Origin of the sequence: Nostoc sp. KVJ3 (genome assembly GCF_026127265.1) — a bacterium.
GTDB lineage: Bacteria > Cyanobacteriota > Cyanobacteriia > Cyanobacteriales > Nostocaceae > Nostoc.
Genome location: NZ_WWFG01000001.1, coordinates 1 through 22,443 on the forward strand (window position 1 = coordinate 1; position 22,443 = coordinate 22,443).

At 36.9% G+C, this 22,443-nt stretch carries 14 protein-coding genes; 5 read left to right on the plus strand and 9 right to left on the minus strand.

Going from position 1 to position 22,443, the window contains the following annotated elements:
* A partial coding sequence (locus GTQ43_RS00005; RefSeq protein WP_265269570.1) for a cyclic nucleotide-binding domain-containing protein occupies nt 1-186 on the minus strand: 186 nt, incomplete at its 3' end.
* Between the two features lie 379 nt (nt 187-565).
* On the opposite strand from GTQ43_RS00005, the gene fabI reads away from it, so the two are divergent.
* From fabI to GTQ43_RS00030, 5 genes are all read left to right on the plus strand, one after another.
* Nucleotides 566-1,342, plus strand: a complete 777-nt coding sequence (gene fabI, locus GTQ43_RS00010; protein WP_265269571.1) for an enoyl-ACP reductase FabI — start codon at nt 566-568, stop codon at nt 1,340-1,342.
* A 95-nt stretch (nt 1,343-1,437) separates the two neighbouring features.
* A complete protein-coding gene (gene hisB, locus GTQ43_RS00015) occupies nt 1,438-2,073 on the plus strand; it encodes an imidazoleglycerol-phosphate dehydratase HisB (protein ID WP_265269573.1) in 636 nt (211 codons plus the stop codon).
* A gap of 151 nt (nt 2,074-2,224) precedes the next feature.
* Entirely contained in the window at nt 2,225-3,208 is a 984-nt protein-coding gene (locus GTQ43_RS00020; protein WP_265269574.1) for an ABC transporter ATP-binding protein, read from the plus strand.
* Between the two features lie 533 nt (nt 3,209-3,741).
* Nucleotides 3,742-5,208 carry an SLBB domain-containing protein gene (locus GTQ43_RS00025; protein ID WP_265269576.1) on the plus strand — a complete coding sequence of 489 codons (1,467 nt, stop codon included), beginning with the start codon at nt 3,742-3,744 and terminating at the stop codon, nt 5,206-5,208.
* A gap of 1,082 nt (nt 5,209-6,290) precedes the next feature.
* On the plus strand, nt 6,291-7,376 hold the full coding sequence (locus GTQ43_RS00030) for a choice-of-anchor Q domain-containing protein (protein WP_265269577.1): 1,086 nt from the start codon (nt 6,291-6,293) through the stop codon (nt 7,374-7,376).
* A 183-nt stretch (nt 7,377-7,559) separates the two neighbouring features.
* Here the strand turns inward: GTQ43_RS00030 and GTQ43_RS00035 are convergent, their stop codons facing one another.
* From GTQ43_RS00035 to GTQ43_RS00070, 8 genes are all read right to left on the minus strand, one after another.
* Complete coding sequence (locus GTQ43_RS00035; RefSeq protein WP_265269579.1) at nt 7,560-9,806, minus strand: GumC family protein; 2,247 nt, start codon at nt 9,804-9,806, stop codon at nt 7,560-7,562.
* 507 nt (nt 9,807-10,313) lie between these two features.
* A complete protein-coding gene (locus tag GTQ43_RS00040) occupies nt 10,314-11,507 on the minus strand; it encodes a glycosyltransferase family 4 protein (protein WP_265269581.1) in 1,194 nt (397 codons plus the stop codon).
* Nucleotides 11,508-11,682: 175 nt separating this feature from the next.
* Nucleotides 11,683-12,840, minus strand: a complete 1,158-nt coding sequence (locus tag GTQ43_RS00045; protein WP_265269583.1) for a glycosyltransferase family 4 protein — start codon at nt 12,838-12,840, stop codon at nt 11,683-11,685.
* 188 nt (nt 12,841-13,028) lie between these two features.
* Nucleotides 13,029-14,291: an O-antigen ligase family protein gene (locus tag GTQ43_RS00050; protein WP_265269584.1), complete on the minus strand. Its 1,263-nt coding sequence runs from the start codon at nt 14,289-14,291 to the stop codon at nt 13,029-13,031.
* Nucleotides 14,292-14,298: 7 nt separating this feature from the next.
* The gene (locus GTQ43_RS00055; RefSeq protein WP_265269586.1) at nt 14,299-15,402 is read right to left on the minus strand and encodes a glycosyltransferase family 4 protein; all 1,104 of its coding nucleotides are present in this window, start codon (nt 15,400-15,402) and stop codon (nt 14,299-14,301) included.
* 91 nt (nt 15,403-15,493) lie between these two features.
* Nucleotides 15,494-16,927, minus strand: a complete 1,434-nt coding sequence (locus tag GTQ43_RS00060; protein ID WP_265269587.1) for an oligosaccharide flippase family protein — start codon at nt 16,925-16,927, stop codon at nt 15,494-15,496.
* A gap of 1,053 nt (nt 16,928-17,980) precedes the next feature.
* Entirely contained in the window at nt 17,981-18,676 is a 696-nt protein-coding gene (locus GTQ43_RS00065; RefSeq protein ID WP_265269589.1) for a class I SAM-dependent methyltransferase, read from the minus strand.
* 404 nt (nt 18,677-19,080) lie between these two features.
* Nucleotides 19,081-20,523 carry a sugar transferase gene (locus tag GTQ43_RS00070; protein WP_265269591.1) on the minus strand — a complete coding sequence of 481 codons (1,443 nt, stop codon included), beginning with the start codon at nt 20,521-20,523 and terminating at the stop codon, nt 19,081-19,083.
* Nucleotides 20,524-22,443 lie beyond the last annotated feature (1,920 nt).

A 22,443-nucleotide genomic window follows, 5' to 3' on the forward strand; every position in this document is an offset into this window, starting at 1 on the left:
CTCTCCTGCCTCGTACACCCTAGAAAGTTTAACAGCACCTTTCAAAAGAAAATAAACTCGTTCGGCAGGATCGCCAGGAAAAAAGATCGTTTTATTGCGTTCAAACGTTTCCACAACTGGCGGAAACGCCCCGGTCGCCATCTGACGAAATACATTTGCTAGGGCTTTATCTTGTGTCACGATCATCTCCCTTCCCCTACCCAATGCCGGAAAAACAAAAACTGATTACCTAAGAATACACCTGAAAAATGAATAAAGCACCGTCAACCTTTCTGTACTTTCCTATACTCAAACAAATCACTTCATAACTCTTTGTTTATAATGATACATAATTGTTGATCCTTTCAGCTACTAATTGTTGATAAGTAGTTCCAATAGCCGTATTAAAAAGGGTTTTTTAAAGAACAAATAAAGATATCTTGATAAAATCTTTAGGAAAAATCAAGATTTTTGTCACAGCAAACACCCTTATCAATATTCATTTTTGCAAATCCTGTATAAAACAAAGACAAACTGCCCTCAGATTCTAGTATGCTCCTAATGATCGATCGCATTAACAATTTCTATGCTGAATCTGACTGGAAAAAATGCTCTTGTTACAGGTATTGCCAATAACCGCTCGATCGCCTGGGGCATCGCCCAACAGCTGCATAAAGCCGGAGCAAACCTCGGTATTACCTACCTGCCGGATGAACGCGGCAAAATGGAGAAAAAAGTCGCGGAGTTGGTAGAACCTCTCAACCCAAGCTTATTTCTTCCCTGTAATGTCCAAGATGAGGAACAGATTCAATCTACCTTTGAGACAATTCGTGAGCAATGGGGGAAGTTAGACATCCTCATCCATTGTTTGGCTTTTGCCAGCAAAGACGATTTGAGTGGAGATTTTAGCCAAACCTCTCGTTCTGGCTTCAACACCGCCTTAGAAATCAGTACCTACTCACTGGTGCAGTTAAGTGGTGCAGCTAAACCTTTGATGACAGAGGGAGGTAGCATCGTCACCTTGACATATTTAGGTGGTGTTAGAGCAATCCCTAACTACAACGTTATGGGAGTTGCCAAGGCGGGATTAGAAATGAGTGTGCGTTACCTAGCTGCTGAACTAGGGCCGCAAAATATCCGCGTCAATGCCATCTCCGCAGGCCCCATCCGCACCTTAGCATCTTCAGCAGTAGGCGGGATTTTGGATATGATTCATCATGTAGAAGAAGTAGCTCCCCTGCGTCGTACCGTCACTCAGCTAGAAGTAGGCAACGCTGCCGCTTTCTTGTGTAGTGATTTGTCCAGTGGTATTACCGGACAAGTTCTATATGTAGATTCAGGATATGAAATTATGGGAATGTGACGCGATAAAGTTAGGAGTTAGGAGTTAAGAGTTAAAAATTTTTAACTCATAACTCATAACTCATAACTCATAACTTTTAACTCTTTCCATTCCCTATGCAAATCAGCCAAATTAATTCAAACTACGATCGCTTAACTCAAACCCCTCGGATTGCCACTGTTCATCGTACTACTGGTGAAACTGATGTGCAAGTTACCATCAACCTCGATGGTAAAGGAACTTGCACAGTAGCAACAGGCATTCCGTTTTTGGATCACATGTTGCATCAAATTGCCTCCCACGGGCTAATTGATATAGATGTCCAAGCCAAGGGAGACTTAGAGATTGATGACCATCACACCAATGAAGATGTAGGCATTACCTTGGGCCAAGCTTTCAACCAAGCACTAGGCGACAGAAAAGGTATTGTCCGCTTTGGTAATTTTCTTGCACCATTGGATGAAGCCTTAGTTCAGGTAGCGCTAGACTTTTCTGGACGGCCTCACCTCAGCTACGGCTTGCAAATTCCTACCCAGCGTGTAGGAACTTATGACACCCAACTCGTACGTGAATTCTTTGTGGCGATCGTGAACCATAGCCAAATGACACTCCACATTCGGCAACTGGATGGCATTAATTCCCATCACATCATAGAGGCGACATTTAAAGCCTTTGCAAGAGCAACACGGCTAGCGGTGGAAATTGACTCTCGTCGTGCTGGTGTAATTCCCAGTTCTAAAGGCGTTCTATGAAACGAGTCAAATGGGGTATGAGTTATTCCCCCAATCCCCAATCCCCAATCCCCAATCCTCAACAATTGACACACCGCTCGGTGATGGTTATTATCAGCCTACTAGGTAACTTGTAATTAATACCAAGCTGGTAATTAGTGGTTGAACCGAGATGAAGTCTGTTGCAGATGACCCTGATTCTCAACTTAATACGATAGACACTCCACCAGTAGTCCTAACTTCTGAGTTGCGAAAAGTCTATCGCACTGGTTTTTGGCTAAATCAAAAAGTTGTATCTCTCAAAAATTGTTCTTTAACGGTTTATAAAGGCGAAACCTTTGGGTTGCTGGGGCCAAACGGTGCTGGTAAAACCACCCTTTTAAAATTGTTGCTGGGAATTATTCATCCCACTTCGGGGCGGGGATTATTATTGGATAAACCTATAGGCGATCGCAGTGTTAAGCAACATATCGGCTATCTGCCAGAAAATCCCTATTTATATGACTATCTCACTGGCTGGGAATTTTTGCAGCTAGCTGCTGGACTATTCAAAATTCCCCAAAGTGTCCAACGCCAACGTATTCCCCAACTGCTGGAATTAGTAGGTTTATCCCAAGCCGATGCCCGTAAAAAAATTTTACGCCGCTACTCAAAAGGAATGCTACAGCGTGTCGGGATGGCACAGGCGCTAATTAACGAGCCAGATTTGGTTTTTCTTGATGAACCCATGTCTGGTCTTGATCCGGTGGGACGTTACCAAATGCGGGAAATTATTCTGGCGCTCAAAGCTGCTGGAAAGACGATTTTTTTCAATAGCCACGTTCTTAGTGAAGTAGAACAGATTTGCGATCGCATTGCCATCCTTGCTCAAGGTGAATTAATTTGCTCTGGTTCCCTCAATGAACTTTTAGGTGTTGAAAACACATATCACGTAAAAGGTCAAGGAGGTGACTGGGAAATTCTCAAAAAATGGATACCCACTCTCAAATTTGAACCTGATGGTTCCTGGCAAGGTACACTACAAGACGATTATTATGATTTTCTTGCTAGTCTTCGTCTCATGGAGGGTAAAATTATTGCCATGAACTTGTCGCGTTACTCCCTGGAAGAGTTTTTTATTCAACAAATCCAAAGAAAAAAGAACTCACTTAATTAATCTTGTTGTCAAATACTCAATATAGATTTGTTTTAGCAACATATATACGTGGTATCTTATTGCAGAATAACCTCAATTTTCCCTCTTTTTGAGTTTGTCTTTGCTCAAGCCAACTCACAAAATACTAAATTCCGACCTCTTTTTAAGGTTATTTGTAGTTAGTCAATAATGGAGTTAATAATTTTTGCAAAAATTACTGCTAATAGCATATTTAGAATCACAGTTTAGGTGTCATTTAATTCACTTTGGTCGAAATGCGTTGTTCGTAAGTACATCTTTACATAACAGATAATTTTTTATAAACTTCGTTTATCTACGTAAGTCGTATATTTTTTGATCGTTCCTATATTCAAGTTTGCTTAACTTTAAATTAACTTCACTAAAAATTCAAATTCAATAAACAAATTTCCTCCGGAAAATTACACTTTTCGAGGAAAATAAGAGTGTCGGGGAACTTGAATACTTAGGTATAGTCAAAATAAAAATGTTTAGACAGTACTTTATTGATTGTAGTTTCAGAATCTCAGGTGAATATGCTTAACACAAGTTTGTTTAAATTTATAACTCAGCCAGTTGTGGGTGCGGCTTTGTTAAGTGCTGTCAATGTCGCTGTGCCATTTGCGAGTCTAGCTCAGGGACAACCATTACCACCAACTACACAATCACCAAGCACACAAACACAATTAGATACTAATTATTCATTAGGAGGCGGCGATCTTATCCGTGTAAATGTATTTGAAGTACCTGAATATACAGGTGAATATCAAATCCCCCCAGGTGGAGCCATCAACCTACCTTTAATTGGCAGTATTTCAGTCCTTGGGTTAACAACTGAACAAGCTGCCGACGAAATTGCTAGAAGATATGCTCGCTTTCTCAAACGTCCCTTAATCTCAGTCAATTTGTTATCGCCTCGTCCCATCAATATTTTCGTGGCTGGAGAGGTGACACGTCCAGGAGCTTATACTCTAAGTTTGAGTGGAGGCGCAGGGAACAATCCTGGTGTACAATATCCTACTGTATTAGCCGCATTAACAACAGCGCAGGGTGTAACCTTGGCGGCAGATGTCACTCAAGTTCAATTACGGCGTAAAGTAGGACGTTCTTCAGAGCAAACTGTCACAGTCAATTTAAAAGAACTCATCCAAACAGGTAAATTATCACAGGATATTACCTTGCGCGATGGAGACACTATCGTTGTGCCAACTGCAACCAACTTCAACGTAGCAGAATCCCGAAATATATTTGCAGCGAACTTTGCCGCCAGCCAAACCACACCCCGCACGGTAACAATTATTGGTGAAGTTAACCGTCCCGGTTCCTATCTTGTCACTCCTGGTAACACAGATGCTCAAGGGGGTGCAACCACAAACAGTGGCTCTGCTAGTCCCACCGGACTACCAAATGTTACACGGGTAATTCAACTAGCCGGGGGAATTACAGCACAGGCCGATGTTCGTAATCTCAAGCTACGCCGACCTACAAGAACTGGCTCAGAACAAACTATAGATATTAATCTTTGGCAATTATTGCAGAGTGGTGATGCTAATCAAGACATCATCGTGCAAGACGGAGATACGATTGTTATTCCGACGGCAACTGAAATTAACCCTGCGGAAGCTACTCAATTAGCTACCACTACTTTGTCTCCTACATACATTCAAGTGGGTGTGGTCGGTGAAGTTAAAAAACCAGGGTTAACACAGGTTCAACCCAATAGTTCTTTAAATCAAGCTATACTTGCTGCTGGCGGATTTAATGATGCCAGGGCTAGCAGCAGTGCCGTTGATTTGATTCGCCTCAACCCTAACGGTTCTGTCACCAAACGTATAGTCAAAATTGATTTCTCTGCTGGGATTAATGAGCAAACTAATCCGATACTCCGTAATAATGATGTTGTGGTAGTCAATCGATCTAGTTTAGCTAGGATTGGTGATACCACAGGTACTATAACTGGACCTCTAGGTGTTATCTTTAGCCTTTTCAACTTGTTCAAATAGTTTATATAAATGTAACTTGGGGACGCTGGTTAACCCCATCAGTCCCCAAAATTAAACTGTCTATGAGTTGAAGTTTAATAGTCAAAAGTTAATATAGCCCTACTTAATCATTTATTAAGAGATAAAAAATCTGAAAAGCTTATAACTACGTACTTTAAATCTAAATATTTTTCCGTAGGTTCATTTAAGACTTTTTATACTAGCTTTATAAAAATATTAATCAATATTACTTATTACCAAATTCTGAAACCTGAAGTTATTACTGAAAATTCTTAATTTGCTATTGATAGGCTTTGGAAAACTTCGTTTGAGTTATTTTTATTTATGATGATAATGAGAATAATTTAAAGTGTGTAGTCTTATATTAAGTGTTGCAGCTACTTATGATTATCATTATCATAAGAATTATTTAAGTAAATTAACTAATTGATGACAGATATACTATCTTAACCACAGATACTGCATATACACAGTAGAATGATTTCGAATTGGAAGTGACGCCATTTGTACGGTTACTTTATGTCCATTAATCGAGTAACTCTGGATACTGAGCATTTTTATTCAGTACTTTTACCAGATATTTACCATTTTTTGGAACACAAGACAGAAAGGCATTGCAGCCATATTTACGTGGAAACTCTCAGGTATAAACCTGAGAAACCGTGTATAAACTTACAAATGGCAGTTACACGACCGTATCCAATACTGAGTGACTGACTAAGGCTAGAGTTACTGACCGTTGACGATTCAGTTTTTGCAACATACCCTATTTTTTCCCTATGATGATTCATGGTTTAGGTTTTCTCGGTTTGAGTGCATCTCTTGTACTCCCCTGGGCATTAACAGGTCTGGTTGGAGGAGAGAGAATAACACAGTCTGTATTTAAAGATGCTCGTCAGTCGTCGACTGTTCAAGAAATACCACTACCTAAACGCAAGCTGATTAGTGCTATACCAACTGCGACGACGTACTATGTTAGTGGTAACGGAAACGACAAAAATAGCGGACTCTCTACCTCATCCGCATTTAGGACAATTCAAAGGGCGGCAGATCTGACTAACCCTGGCGATACAGTCTTGATTATGAACGGAGTGTACACAAATGCACCCGGAGCTGGAACCGTAGTCAATATTAAACGCCCTGGAAATTCAACAGCATGGATTACGTATAAAGCATATCCTGGTCATTTCCCAAAAATTCAACACAACACATGGCATGGTATCGCGTTCTCAAATGGAGCCTCATATATCCAAGTTCAAGGGCTAGAGGTCGTAGGGAATAATGCCAATATCACCCTCGCTTATGCATTAAGTCAGAAGACCAACGGATCAAATCCTCTTACAAACGGATCGTGCATAAGCATTGGTGGAAGCAATGCTTATGTTCATCACATCCGTATTCTGAACAACAAAGTGCATGGCTGTGGAGGAGGAGGTATCGGAGGAGCGCAGGCTGATTATGTGACAATAGATAATAACATTGTGTTCGATAATGCCTGGTATAGCGTTTATGGTTGCAGTGGCATTGGGTTCTTGAGCAGTTGGAATTCTGACAACAATCGGGGATACAAAATGTTTATTACCAACAACAAAGTCTACCGCAATCGTATGTACATACCTTGGATTGCCGTAGGAAAAATTACAGATGGTAATGGCATTATTATCGATAGTTCAAAAAAGGGCCCAAATGGTGCATATCAAGGACGGACTTTAATTGCAAACAATATCAGTTACTGGAATGGGGGTTCGGGTATTCATGCTCATGACAGTGAGCATGTGGATATTGTCAACAATACTGTTTATGGGAATGGGCAAACCCCAGAGCTTAAAAAAGGACAGTTATATGCAGGTTATTCATCTGATGTCAAGATTTTCAATAACATTATCTATGCTTACTCTGGTCAAAATGCTAATAGCAATACCAAAAATGTCAACGTAACCTATGACTACAATCTTTACCCCAAGGGTGCAGTAATTGCGGCAATGGGACCTCACGATATTATTGGAGATCCACTATTTGTGAATACCTCAATTCCTGACTTCAGAATCAAACCAGGCAGTCCAGCGATCAATAGTGGTTACTATTGGAAGGATTTGAAAACCGATTACTTAGGTAAAACTCGTCCTGCTGGTGGTAGATATGATATTGGGGCATACGAGTACCAATAATCCTAATATCATCTTCTACTATCTGCCCACAGTTTTGTAAGACTGAAGTCTACAGTTAAATAAATAATAAGCCTACGTAGGCTTATTATTTATTTTGTGGCTACTGAGTCTTTTCAGAAATCAAATATGATTCCTATATACCAATTATGGTATTCAGTTCTCTTAATAATACAAAATCCAAATTTATACAGAGCTTTTGTCTGGAATCCGTTTTTGTCGCTTTATCTCTTTTGTCAAATCTTTATCAGTAAAGTATTCTTTAGCGTGGTTGAAATAACTATTAGATTCATTTTTATCAATGATACCATTCACAACTAAACCTAAGACGTTGTGACTGGATCTCTGTAGCATTTCTTGAGCGGCAACTGCACTGTTAGAATCAATTACCCCAGGTCGAGCTACTAACAAAATTCCATCGGTCATCTGGCTTAAAGTCAAAGCATCGGCTGCCAAAAGTAGGGGAGGAGCATCAATAATTACAAAATCATAGTTATATTGAGATGAGAAATTTTCAATTAGTGATGCCATCCGTTGTGAGTCAAGCAAAGCAAGTGGGCTGGGAGGTCTGGCTCCAGCAGTTAAAACATCAAGGTTATCCATTACTTTAGATACAGCAATCTCAAATTCAGCCTGATCTATAAGAACCTCACTTAAACCAACTGAATTGCTTAGTTGCCAAAGATGATGCTGAGAAGGAACTCTCATATCTGCATCAATTAGTAAAACCTGACGTCCTAATTCAGCGATCGCCGCCGCTAAATTCGCTGAAACTGTTGACTTGCCTTCTTTAGGAACTGCGCTAGTTACCACAATAGTTTTGAGCCCTTTATCTGAACTCAGGAATTTCAGATTGGCTTGAATCATCCGGTACATTTCACTCGTCAAAGAGTGAGGCGTATCTCTGACAGCAATTGTTTGAGTTGTTGATCCCGCGTTTAAATAACGAGAACGAGCTTTTTTAACAGACAAAGGAACAATTCCCAGCAAAGTATATCCAAATACATCTCTAACTTCTTTAAGTGTTTGTAGAGATCTATCTCTCATACCTAGAAATAGGACAGTTGTAGTGGCGAAAAATAAACCGAACATCACTCCTAGCACCAATACAATAGTTTTTTTGAGTAATACTGGTTGTTTAGGTACTAAAGCCTGAGCAATAATCCGCGAACTGGCTGTATTTGTATTCTCAACTAACTGTAGTTCTTGAACCTTTTTCAAAAGAGTTTGATATGTGGATTCTGCAACTTCAACTTTTCGTTCTAACTCCCTCTCATTTTGTGCCAACTGGGGTATAATTTTCACTCGTTGCTCATAGCTGGAACGTGAGTTATACAGAGATGAGAGTCTTTTAGTTAAGCCAAAGCGCTGTATTTCTGATTGCAGAAAATTTTGTATTAAGCTTTGTCTGAGTTGTCCAATCTGCAATAGGCTCTGGGGAACTTGTGTCTTATTGCCAACAGTCTGACTAATTTTCTGTTGCAAGAGAGATTCTAAACTAGCTTTTTTTGCTTCTAGATTAATAATTACGGGGTTGTCATCCAGGAATCGGCTGTGCTCAACGGCTAACTGTCGCTCGGTGTCTTGAAGTTGCGACAGAACTCCCTGTACAGCAGGGGATTGACTGAGAGTACTGACAGCGATCGCTTCCTGAGAGTTTAGCTCAACTTTCTGGCGCAGTTCATTGGTCTGGGCATTTACCTCATCCAGTTGAGCCTTGACAGTATTCATGTCATTGTCTAAATTTCCAATAGTTGCAACGGCTGACTTTGTCTCCTCCGATAAATCTGCAATCTGATGCTTTTGTTTAAATATACGTAGTGCTACTTCCGCATTATTAACAGCAGCTTGAGTTTTTGGAAGCTGCTTGGCCATAAATTGACGAGTTGCTGCTGCCTCAGAGCGGTTTGTCAGAATATCATTTTCTAAATACAAACTCATAACTGTGTTGACTACTGCCGCAGCTTCTTCGGGGTCAGGGCTGCTATAGGTAATTCGCAATACATCTGTACCACCAATAACTTTCAGGGTCAGTTTCTTCTGTAGCTTTTCTACCTCCAAAGGTTCACCTTCGTTGTCTTTGAGTTTTAGTTTGTCTATTGTCCTCTGCAATAAGCTAGGAGAAGTAATAACTTCTATCTGAGTGCTTACAGGATTTTGAGTTGCGACCAAAGCTTTCAAATCTCCTGAGTCTCCTCCTTCAGAGGAACCGGGGGAAAGATTACTTCCTGCTACCTTAAAAGAAGGAACTCTGAATAAAAGTTTTCCTTCTGCTTCATAAGATGGCTTCATAAATTTTGTAGCTATAGCACTCAGTACAACTGTAGCCACAAATATACTGACAGCAGGCAGCCACCACCGTTTCAATATCAGTAAGTAACGATTAAGGTCTAAATCAATAGATTCTCTAGATTCCATAGATTTTTCTGACATATATCTTCCAAAGTACAGGTCTTAAGCAAGAAACTAAAAATTGACTTAGAGCAATCCTAAAACAGTGCAATTGATTAAGACTGATATGATTTGACAATATTATAAACTATATTAAGTTACAAAGTTAAAAATCTACTCTCTATTTAGACATAAATGTGCCACAATATCGTATACTCCACTGGTGAGTAGAAGCTTCGTTAAATTTGGGATTTAAGGTTAACTCAAGGTTTTCTAAAGTACATTACAATAGCATAATTTGACCCTTTAGGAACAGGAGGTTAAGTTAATAATTAATTTTGCGCCATTAACCATTTATTAAAATTTATTTCTGGATTGTCAAAGACTTGAATTTTTTCATTAAATACTAACATACATTGTTCATAACCTTTGTAAAATCACTCATGCTAGCTAAAGTCTCCTCTGTCAAGTAAAGACTTTACATTTAGTCATTTGGTGTTTTTGAGCAGACTCGCTTGGTATAGTGATTCTGAAATTTAAATTGAGCTACTAGCTTTGCCAAGTTTTATCATAAGCTTCTAATAGTTTGGGGGCTTGATACTGCCACTCAAGAATCCCCTCCATTCTACGTCGTCCTTCGGCTCCTATCTTTTCTCTAAGTTCAGGATCATCTAGAAGCTTCAGAATTTTCTCAGCAAATTCCACCTCATCATTAGGCTTGGCATAAAGAGATGCTTCCTGTGCAGAACGTCTTCCCTCTCGCAAATCAAACTGGACAATTGCTTTTCCCATCGCCATGTATTCGAGGATTTTATTCATAGTACAATTTTCGTTATAAGCAGAGGTTGGAGAAGGTTCTACACAAACGTCGCAACTGGAAAGCCGCTCTAAAAGTTCTTCTCCTTGCTTAAACCCTGTAAATTCTACAAATTCAGTTACTCCTAACTCTTGAGATAAGGCTTTGAGTTTTCCAATAGCAGGGCCGCTACCAATTAACATAAAGTGAATATCGGAACGATTTTTTTTCTTGACAATGTAATATACCATTCTCAATAGATAATCAATTCCTTCTGGTTCGCCCATTACACCCATATACCCTATCAAGTAGCTTCTTCCTCTACGGTAATTCGGGTTCTGAGGCATTCTGTGAAAGCGCGAAAGGTCAGGCGCACTACGAACGACAAAGACCTTCTCTGGTTTCTTTTGCCCACGCTTAAGAGCTACCTCCCGATGCGACTCATTCGTTGAAATTACCATGTCTGCTGTTGCATAGGTTAAGCGTTCAGCCCAACGTAATCCATGATAAAAAATATCACGCCTTTGATATTTAGCTTCATACATTTCCGGGCTGAGGTCATGATGATCAAAAATAACCCCTGTGCCATGAAACAATTTAAACCATCCTGCTACTAAGAAAAGTAAGTCTGGTGGATTACAAATATGGATAACATCAAAACCACGCTCTCGCCATACCCGTTGAGCTAGACGGAATTGCCAGTTAATCGCCCAACTGTACTCTCGAAGATATCCAATAACAGAACTTTCTTCCGGCGGTAGAGGATGACGGTAAATATGAATATGCTCAATCACCTCATAGTCTTTGTCAAAACCATTACCTGTGGGTGAAATTACAGTAACTTCATACCCAGCTTTTTGCAAAGTAGTTGCTTCCATCCATACCCGCCGATCAAATGGGACTGGCAGATTTTCAACGATAATTAGTACTTTCTTAGGCGATGCCATAGTAATCTCAATTCTTTATTACGTTAGTAAAACAATTGTTGATTTTAAAATCTACTTTTTTCTTTGGAGAAGTAAGTTTTAATCATTCCTGGCAACATTGGTCTAAATAATCTGTATATCTATCTTGATTTTCAGAGCTTATAGTCTTGCAATTTATGGCTAGTTTACACTCATGTTATTGAGCATCTGAATTTAGGACTGAATGATATAAATCAAGGAAAGAAAACCAATGATTTTTGATATCAAGAGCAAAAACACTTGTTCTTGCTTTAGATCCCAAAGAAAGCCTTAGAGTCTCATTTTCAATCAAAGACTTAATAGCATCTGATAACTGCTGAACATCACCTGGATTAACAATTAATCCATTTTCCGAATGAGTAACTATTTCAGGTATACCTCCTACTGGTGTAACTATGACTGCTAACTCACAAGCCATTGCTTCCAGCATTGCTAATGGAAGACCTTCATTGTAAGATGGCAACACAAAAATATTGGCTTGAGTTAGAAGGATATCACGTTTATCTGACCCTATCCACCCAGGCAAGGTTATGTAGTCTTCTAGATTTAAAGTTGTAACTAAATTGCGCGCTTGTTCTATATCTCCATCTCCTGCCATAATCAGACTTGATGTTGTTTGATATTCAGTAGGCAAAAGAGAAAAGGCTTTGATCAAATCAAATGCTCCTTTCCGTTTACCAATTCTTCCTAAAAAAAGTAAGTTTAATTTTTTAGATAATGAACGGTGCGGAACTTCAGCAGGAACTTTTACTGGATTATAAAAAACTACAACTTGTTCAGGTTTTAAACCAAGGTTTTCTATATAGAAGTTCTTCCAACTTTCTGATAAGACGATTAAACGTTGACACTTGCAAAATACCCAATTTAGTAAGTACTGCATCCATTTTGCAAGTTCAGCGTAGAAAATATGAAATTGACTCCCATGAGCATGTATGATTATCGGTTTGTGAAATATCCAAGCCAAAAATGTCATAATTCCTTGACGTAAAACACTTCCACGCTGTGAAATTTCAAGCTGAATAATATCAACCTCTTCGTTTATTAGCATCCACAAAAACTTCCATACAGCATTCAAAAACACTATGATTTTGAATGCTGTAGTTCCTTCCTCGTGAGTAACAATATGACATATTTGGACTTCAGAAGGAGCATATTCCAAGAAAAGCTTCTCGTAATTGGAAATACCACCCTGCTGGAGTAAACTAGGGCCTAACAGGATGATCTTGAGGCTTTTTGCTGTACCCATAGACTGCACATTTTCAATATTTTGTGAACCTTTGGTTAGTGTATTAATGAAAGAATTAAAATTGCTCATTTTGACGTTCTTCCATGCTCCAAACAATTCTATAAAAAATATTATCGAAATCTGGTTATTTTAAAATCCTATGAATTTAAAATATTTAAAAAGAATGAATTACTCCTACTCAGAAAAAGATTATAGCGAACTTATTATGGTATTGATCCCGACTAGAAAAACCAGAGGTTGAGAAGATTTCATAACTTTTATGCTGTAACTGGTTTTGAAGATTTAATCTTTCTTCCATATGTCATTCTCACTGATAAACAAATTGACACATATAACATCCAATTCAAACTATTAGATTCCAGCAAGCAAGATTCAGTAAGACTAGCTAAAGCCATATACGTCATAAATAGAAGTGGCCAAATATCTAATGCTGTTTTACTACCACGCATCCAAGCAAATCCTTGCAGATAACTGCTCGCAAACCCTATAAAGAATAAACCTAACCCTAAAACACCCAAATCAAGGCAAAGAGCTAAATAACCATTGTGGGGGTGGTTCGGTGTCCATCCAGCATTGAGCCAAATATAAGCAGATTCACCATTCCATCCTTGCCAGAATCCACCATAACCATAACCAACCCAAGGATGTTTCCAAATCATATCTATTACTAATGGCCACAAGTCTGTTCGCCCCGTAAGTGTTGGATCTTTACCAATTGAAGTTAGAAAAACACCAGCGTTATTAGACAACCAAAAATATAAAATTTGACTGATAGTTGCCATAATTATTAAGGTTGGTAGCATAATCTTATATGGCCAACGCCAAACTTTAAAAGCAAAAAATGCCACTATTATAATTAATAGATTAAGTACAGATGCCGTAGAACCAGCAAGCAGTAAAAGTAGTATTGACAAACAAAATGCCCCCCAGAAAAGCCAATTGCGTTTTTGATTTTGATAACCAAGGATGAAAAAAATCATACTACTAATTACCATTCTGGCTCCCAGACCGTTTTTGTGCGTAAATACTCCACGCCACTTGGAGCCATCACCATCTGGCTGTATACCGTATTTAGGCAAGGCTATAGCAAAAACAAAACTCAAAACTATAATAATTGCGAAAGTCCAAGCAAGTAAATACAATTGCTGTTTTAAGCTATATCGCGAAGCAAAATATAGACCAAACAAACTGGAGTTAATGAGGGTAAAACTATTTTTTAATGTTGTTGATGGTTCAAAAGACCAAGTAATAGAAATAACTGCCAATATTATTAAAGAATAAAGCCAAAGGTCTTTACTCACCACAAGTAAATAAAGAATTTTTTTCCAACGCAAAACTAGTAGTAAGAAGGTAACTGCATAGATTAAAAATAAAATCACCCGAATCACGGAGCTATCATACTCTACTGATTCACTCTGTCCTGCTCCTCCTGACAGAACAACAGTGAAGATTGCCCCTGAATAAATCAACAAAGCTACAACTGTGAATACATACTCTGCATAAATTAGTAGTTTTTTCATAAATTAACTAATGTTTATTTTGCATATTCATTTCTTTCTGATAAATTTGGGCTGTTTGAGCAGCAATATTTGACCAATTTAAATCTTGCTGACAGCGAGCTATTGCCGCAGTTTGCAAACGTTGTTGCAAGTCGCGATCGGTTAACAAACAAATTATGGCATCAGCTAAGGCTCGAACATCACGGGGTGGAACTAGCAATCCATCTTTTTGATGCTGAACTATTTCACTCAATCCCCCTACTTCAGAAGCTACAACAAGTGTTCCCATTCCATAAGATAAGGCTGCTACACCACTTTGAGAGGCTTCGATATATGGTAGAACTGTTGCTATGCTGCGTTGAAATAGATTACCTACTTCTTCAAGAGGAATAAAGTCATTAATAATCTCGTAGCGTTTTTCATCATAACCATTAGAAAAATACTGCTTTACGTTTTCTCCCCTTCCAGCAATAATCAGTTTAACTTCAGGTATGCATTCAGCAATTAAGGGTATAGCCTCAAGCAAATATCTCAATCCCTTATAGGGCAAGATGCGTCCAAAAAATAGCAAGGTATAAGGCTCACGGACTGGAATATGTTGACTACGCCGACGCTGATATAAAGTACCAAGTTCCCCATGAGGTAAAACATTGACTCGCCCTTCAGGTATACGAAATTGTTCAATTAAAACCTTTTTGAGTTGATTAGTATGGACAATCAATTGCTGGGAACGGTAAAAACTAATACGTCTAGTATACTCAGAACCAAAGGGAGTGATAGTATCCCCTGGGTGACGAAATATGTCATGGATAGTTGTAACCAATGGTGGCATCTTGTTCAGCAACAAAGTCAAATCGTACCAAGGATCGTTAGTTTCTTGGACATGTAAAACATCTGGCTGTATGTCTTTGATGATACGCATCACAGTCTGCATAGACAATAGGTTACGTGGGTCGCGAATCCGTGGTTTTTGAAAGCTAATGACGCGAATATTAGAATCAAGAACATTACTACAGACATCTGAGATTTTTTCTGGATGAATTAGCGTTAAATCAACATATTTAACCAGATTATTTGCTAATTCGATAGTATAGTCTTCAAAGCAAAAATGTATTAGAGCAACCTTAATCATAAACAAGTTTTCATCAGATTAATATTTATTTCATAACGCAGCTTTTATCAACCTGAGACATTTTAGTTTTTGTATTTTTTATATGAACTTATTAAGTCTTACTAAATAGTTTTAACCATATAGAACGGACACCCCCGAATTTATGCATTGCCAAGCAAGCAGCAAAAAAAGCGTATGAGCAAGTTGAAATAAGCAAAATCAATATAAAGTCTAGTTGAAATTCCTGTAGGATTAAAAACACCAATATCATCCCAATGCTAATTAGAAGTGGACGAGGTATTATCCGCCATAGACGTAACGAAAATAACTGACTGTACACAGCGTATGTGAGTAAGCTAAAACCAGTAAAACCCATTGCTAATTGCATAAATGCTGCACCCATTAGCTTATACTGTGAAATCAATATTACGCCTGATGATAATCCTACTACATTGGTAGCAATAACCTCAATTAAGTTAAATTTCTCAAAACCATTGGCTAAAAGCAGATAGACAAATGTCCGTACAAATGGGTATGTAATGAGTGATAAACAACTTACCTTAAGTACTAAGTTTACCTGACTAAAATGAGGATTTTTATAAACAAATGTTATTAAATCATTTCCCAGAAAAAATATTACAACAATAATTGGTAATGCGATACACAAAAGCATTTCAATAATGTTTTCGGTAATTGAACGTGATTTCTCCTTTCCTAGAGCTACTGCCTTTGTCATTGCAGGAAAAGCAGCCATACCTACACTATCTGTAACTAAGGAAAAAGGTAGCATTAATTGTCCAATCACGCCATAGAGACCAACCATCAACTCACTTCCTAAGAGCGAGATAATTAAAATAGCCATTCTACTACTAAGTATACCTACTGCATCAATAAGCATAAATGTCCAAGCAGACTTGAATAAGTGCCATACAAAATCTTGCTTAATTTCCCATTTTGGCGTAACCATTTTTGTAATTAGAATCCATTCAATTACTAAAACTAGGGTTTCGGAAATTGCTAAAATTCCTGCTAAATAATTTATTCCATAATTAAGATGCAAAAACCAGAGCATTACTAGTAAACGTAGAATATAGACTGGAACTGTAGAGATGGAAATTAAATTCATCCTCTCTTGAGCCTGAAAAATTGCCTCTGTGATGTTGGAAAGCGAAAACGGAATGATTGTTAATCCCATTATGTAGCAAGTAGTTGAGGTGTCCGAACTATAGGGGAGTACAAACACGACAACGACCTGTACTAAATAAGCAATAATGCTTAAAAGAATTTGCAAAAAAGTACCACTCACCAGGTAAGCAGGCATTTCTTGTGGATTGCGAGATAGTTCTCGCGTAAACAAGGTTTTTAGACCCTGCGAACCAATGACCATAAAGATATAGTAGTAGCTAAATGCTAGTAGATATCGCCCTAAGTCATATGGACCTAAAGTACGAGCGATAGATGCCACTAGCACAAAACTTGTAATACTTTGCACTAACCGATTCACTAACAATGACAGAGAATTTGTTAGTAATTTTCGTTGTCCCATTCTTTGCAAATTGTAGTTTAATTAAAATTAATAAATATAACGGCATCTTTACTTAACATTTTTAAGTTTAAGAGTATTTACTCACTCACGTTTTTCTAAGCCTTATTTGTTCGTTGTTAATCCTCAATAAAACCTAATTTCAGAGACAGTATAAAAAGCTAATTTGTCAAGCAAGTATGCCTTAGAGGGTGTTTGAAAAGTCCGGGAAGGTATAATCTAGCCCTTCTGATGGGCTTAACTGCAACGATAAATCAAGGTTCTAGCCCTATACTGAGATACTTCGCTGTGCTAACGATGAGGTCAAACGACCATTTTGAAACATCCTCTTACACCTCAGTGTTCAAAGTACTTATAAAACAAGCGTTCCAGATTTAAGCTAAAGATGTGACTAATGAACAGCCTATAAGGGAAGGTGAGTAAGATTCAAAGTCTCTTTCCTAAAAGGGGCTTTGTTGTATATGCAAGTCCTAAAATCGTTGCCTGGTAAAATACAAACCTTTCTAGGCAAGCTTTTGAATATATCAGGCTGATTATCAATAGTGTCAGATTATTGATAGATATATAATGGAAAATAAAGGATTTTAAACACAATTTTCCGTTCTTTTCCGTCCACTTGATCCCAACTCAACTTGTGCATGTACGATAGCCTAAAAGGAGACAGGTCAAAGTATATTGCATCTAAAAGAGAATCGCTATACAGCGTTTTTCAAACAACTTATGTAAACCCAAATCTTTTTTAGAAAAATGAGTAGTTTTCAAAACTTACCTCACCACGTTGGTAAACGCTATAAGATGGGTTTGTAAGATTCTATTTTTGGGCGACTAAAAAAATATTGTCCGCAAACAAATAAACTTTTCTCAGCAACTTACTAAAAGAACGACGCACTTTTTTAGTGGGAATTATGAAAATAATATTTTCTACAATAAACATAAAATTCAAGTAGAAAATACTAATTGCTATTATTTGCTCTTCTTTCTTTAAGCCTAGTACAGACAATAATTTTCTCAAATTAGCTGGTATAGCACAATAAACATATTTGTATCCAGCTATCTTTAAAGAATCATGTAATTCTCGATATGTATACTCTTTAAGATGCATACCATGAGGATTATCATATCCAAAAACCGACGATACATCGTGAGGACCTGTATGACAATGAGGTGTAGTAAATATGTATTTCCATGCGGGACAAGAATTTTATAAGCACTTTGAAAGTGTGTAGTTAAATCGTCTGGATGGAAGTGTTCAATAACTTGATTAGATACTACTAAATCATAAAACTCCTTTTGTTCAAAATTGTCTAAGTTTACACCATCAGAATTACCCCAAGACAAATTAATTGACGAATCAGTTATATATTTAGAACCACGTTCCCTTGTAATTTCTGTAGCTTTGCATTCAAATCCACATTTAGCCAAATGTTCTATCATTTCTCCCTTACCAGAACCAACTTCGTAAATTTTTTTAGGTGGAGATCCGATCGCTTCTAGCCAAGTTTTATATTTATCCAGACTTGGTTTTGTATCTGGTAAAAAAGAGTTTTGCCATTGTAATTTATTATAAAGAATAGTATAGGCTTGCTCAAACACTTCCCATCGATTTTGTGAGTTCGATTCTAAAAGGTCTTTTGTCAATTTTCTTTCTAATTCCCAGTGTTCAAGTATCATTTGTTCCGTGATTTCTGCTTCAGCAGGGATGCGGTAGTTGCGTTTATAGCGAGTGATCAGTTCAATTCCTCTTGGTTCCATAATTAACTCTTTCAGTTTAATAGGTTTATGTGTAAGTAAAGTAAAATAAGGGTCTAAATCTCACTTTCCATAAGGTTCAAACAAAAATGGATCGTTTTAGAAATTTAGTAGCCTTGATAAAGAAATTGCAATTATTGCGTTACTTTTATGGATAATCAATACTACAATACCAGCATAATAAACTACGGAGTCTCAAATTACTAAAGTTATGAAAGCTATATCCAAGTCTTTTAATATTTAAATCTATCTAAAAGTCTGTCAACCCTTTCTTAAATAAACTTTTGGACTTCTAAGAAATGAAAATTTTGCTCATTCAATCGTAGTAATTTTGGTTTTCACTATAGAATAAGTCAAAGAACTGAAATTGCCTTCTTAACTGATTCCTTGGTTTGCTAGCATTCACCTTAGTATGCACCTTCTTTTTTCAAAACTACCATAACTGTTTTGAGCAGAATTTCAAAGTCTAAACTAAGTGACCAATTTTCAATGTAGTTAAGATCAAGATTTATTACTTGTTCAAAATCTACAATATCCGAACGGCCTGAAACTTGCCAAAGACCTGTAATACCAGGTAAAACTTCATGTCTAATAAAATGATGTTCAGAAAATTTATCTACATCTCTGGTAGGTAAAGGACGAGGTCCTACTATGCTCATTTCTCCAAAGATAACGTTAAAAAGTTGAGGTAATTCATCTAAGCTGTAACGCCGAAGAAATTTTCCAACACGGGTAATGCGAGGATCGTCTTTAATCTTAAAGATAATCCCATCTTTCGTTTCATTTAAAGCCTCTAATTCTTTCTGTAATTTTTCTGCATCAGACCTCATCGTTCTGAATTTCCATACTTTAAATTGCTGTCCATGTAAACCTATGCGGGTTTGCCTGTAAAATACCGTGCCGGGAGAGTCCAGTTTTATAGCTACAGCTATAGCTATATAAATAGGGAATGATAACATTACAAATAAAGTTGCGAAACAAAAATCACAACTACGCTTTATCCAAAAATCTTTACCTGTAATTATCGGACAATCTAAACTCAGGCAAGGCATTCCACCTATTTTGTTAAATTCTACGTTTTTATAAATTGGTTTTAATTCCATCGGTAAAATATGTACTTGGATACCAGATGCTTGAAATAACCAGCATAAAAACATTCTGTTTTTTAGAGCATCCCAAGATATAAAAACCTCTGTTACACCCAATTGATTAAGTTTACTCAATGTTTGTTGACGTTGATATCTGTCTAATGAACTAGCATGAGCTGTTCCAGAGATAATGTAATGTTTTTCTTTTTTTATAAAGCTAGAAATTTGTTCATGATCTTGAGGATCGCAAATAATGAAGACAGAAGAACGAACTATTTTTTTCTGCTTTCGCAAATATTCAAGAGTAATATTTACAGCATATCTACCAGTGCAAATAAATAATATACTTAGTAGCCAAGATAGTAGTATTAATCTTGGGTGTGTAATATCAACAACTGGTTTATACAAAGAACAAACAAGTACTATTAATCCATGAGCAAAAGTTAGAGATTTAATTATATTCAAATAGTCATAGCGTTTTTGCCCTTCACGATAAATACCTTGGAGAGCTAACGATCCTATTTGAATCCCAATAGTTATTAAAATGGGTAAATAATGACTAGGTATATACCAAGTAAAACTTCCATAAGAAGATTGGTATCCGGCTAAAAACCAAGCTAGGGATAAGAGGGTATAGTCTACTAAAAATAATGTTGTTAATCTCAACCACCACGATCCCTTGCGTACAGTGACAAATGAAGATGCACGTAAATCCAAAGGCACTTCACTGAATTTACTTGTTGTAATGCTTTGATTACTCATAATTAGGAACGTTTAGTGTAGTTAAAATCTGATAGAAACTGATACAAAACAAGTAGGTCCTCTCAATTTTTTTCAAACAAGCTTGGATTTGGTGGTCAGTTTACTATTTATTTTGAGCAACTTTTAAGTTATTGCTCAAAAGCATCTTCACAGGGTTGGATTGAGTACGGTTACTAGGCAAATATTCAGATTTGGTTGTAGGTTTAGAATCAGGTTTAGTCTGAAGGCTTTAAGATTTAAATACCAAAAACAAGTTTTTTGGCGGGTTAAGTTATGTTTGAAAGAAATTATTGACCTTGATTAATAATCAAGTAATTGCAGTGAAAATATTAGGATTTTGTTAGTATTTTTTGAATTGCGTAATACTTGAACTGAGATTACTTCAGTTTTAATTGATCGCAAGAGTTATGCTTCTATGATAAAACTATGTTCTTTCGGAAACTACTGTAGCATATTTAGCTAGACTAATTTAGCTGTGCTTAGAAGTTTTCTGTTTTTTTACGCATAATTACTGATTAGCAAAACTTACACACGTAATATATAACAAAATGCATTAAAAATTTGACTATTGTTACAAAACTTTACATATCGAATATTGTTATTAAACCTGGATTTATCTATAGATTTTAGGTGTATTTGCCAGTAGTAGCTATTTCCAGAATATCTTAAGTGTACTTGCTTAAGCACTAGTACTATCAGAATATTCTCTTTGTCTTTTCCTTGCTCACTTCCAAATGTCCCCTTTTTTGCTTTATTTTAAGTATCTATCTTAACCTATCGCTACTGTAAATTCTCAATATTGTTAAGCTTTTGAATCCCTAAAAGTGAAGTTGCTTTATCGATATAGACTGTACTTCTGACTAGAGATATGAAGGTTAATGAAACTTGTATAATTCTTCAAGAAAATAATATTATAGCTTTACAATAATTTTATATATGAGTAAACCAAATGAAGATTTGGTAATATTTTTTTTTTGCTCAGTGGATTCTCATAAAATGAGAATAATCTATAAACTGGATCGATAAAAATATGATTGAGTACGAAGAAAAAGTCATGAATCAAAAATCTTATTTTTAAGATAATGTGATGAGTAAAGTTGAAGTCTTGAAAAAATGCTAAATGCCTTTTTCTATCCTACACAATACTGCAATGTTTGCATGATGGGATCGTTAGGAACGTTTTGCCAGAGCTTAATAGTACTGATATTATACTCAATGAGCAAGAATTCTTGACAATTTACTTAGTAATTGCCAAGCAAAAATCAACCAAGTTTTGTAGATGTAACCTGTACCAAATATAAAAATCATCATCAACCTCTGCTCAATGCTGAAATGAAGGTACTGGTAATAGTCAAAAATCAGGTATTAAGTTAAGTGGGTGTGAATCATTAAAGGTTTACAGTAATGGCTGAAACCCTATTGTATAAAGTTAATCCCTTTCTACGGATGATTTTAATTAACTGCCTTGTGTAATATAGTTCAATTTATTCTTACGCACTTACTTAGCCTTTGAGTTAGAGAAATTTTCTAGTGACAGGTGAGAATTTAGTGCATTTACTAATAACAAGCACTGTATCTGGACTTTGTGAGTGGTTCTAGATAAATATTTGTAATTATAAGCTTTCTAAGTCAGAATTACCGGGTTTAGAGATTAGCGATCTGAACTCTTAATTTAAAGCGTTTTGGTGAGAATTTACAGATAAAATAAAATTTACAAGCACCCAGCAAGCAGTGGCTTTAGCAAAAATACAACTGAAAGCGCAAACATACTGATTTATTACCACATTATATATAAAAATGCAAAATGCAAATAAATAGCCAAACTTCAGAGTATAAGCAAAATATTCCCCTAAACAACCTAACTCACGTCATCTGCACTCAAGTTATACAGGAATTGAATGATTCCAAAGCAGTCTGTTA

Bases quoted from the DNA above. Each gene is read 5' to 3' on its own strand.
- hisB (WP_265269573.1), top strand. From the start codon at position 1,438: ATGCAAATCAGCCAAATTAATTCAAACTACGATCGCTTAACTCAAACC.
- fabI (WP_265269571.1), top strand. From the start codon at position 566: ATGCTGAATCTGACTGGAAAAAATGCTCTTGTTACAGGTATTGCCAAT.
- GTQ43_RS00035 (WP_265269579.1), bottom strand. From the start codon at position 9,806: ATGTCAGAAAAATCTATGGAATCTAGAGAATCTATTGATTTAGACCTT.
- GTQ43_RS00030 (WP_265269577.1), top strand. From the start codon at position 6,291: ATGAACGGAGTGTACACAAATGCACCCGGAGCTGGAACCGTAGTCAAT.
- GTQ43_RS00045 (WP_265269583.1), bottom strand. From the start codon at position 12,840: ATGAGCAATTTTAATTCTTTCATTAATACACTAACCAAAGGTTCACAA.
- GTQ43_RS00025 (WP_265269576.1), top strand. From the start codon at position 3,742: ATGCTTAACACAAGTTTGTTTAAATTTATAACTCAGCCAGTTGTGGGT.
- GTQ43_RS00065 (WP_265269589.1), bottom strand. From the start codon at position 18,676: ATGGAACCAAGAGGAATTGAACTGATCACTCGCTATAAACGCAACTAC.
- GTQ43_RS00020 (WP_265269574.1), top strand. From the start codon at position 2,225: ATGAAGTCTGTTGCAGATGACCCTGATTCTCAACTTAATACGATAGAC.
- GTQ43_RS00070 (WP_265269591.1), bottom strand. From the start codon at position 20,523: ATGAGTAATCAAAGCATTACAACAAGTAAATTCAGTGAAGTGCCTTTG.
- GTQ43_RS00055 (WP_265269586.1), bottom strand. From the start codon at position 15,402: ATGATTAAGGTTGCTCTAATACATTTTTGCTTTGAAGACTATACTATC.
- GTQ43_RS00040 (WP_265269581.1), bottom strand. From the start codon at position 11,507: ATGGCATCGCCTAAGAAAGTACTAATTATCGTTGAAAATCTGCCAGTC.
- GTQ43_RS00050 (WP_265269584.1), bottom strand. From the start codon at position 14,291: ATGAAAAAACTACTAATTTATGCAGAGTATGTATTCACAGTTGTAGCT.
- GTQ43_RS00060 (WP_265269587.1), bottom strand. From the start codon at position 16,927: ATGGGACAACGAAAATTACTAACAAATTCTCTGTCATTGTTAGTGAAT.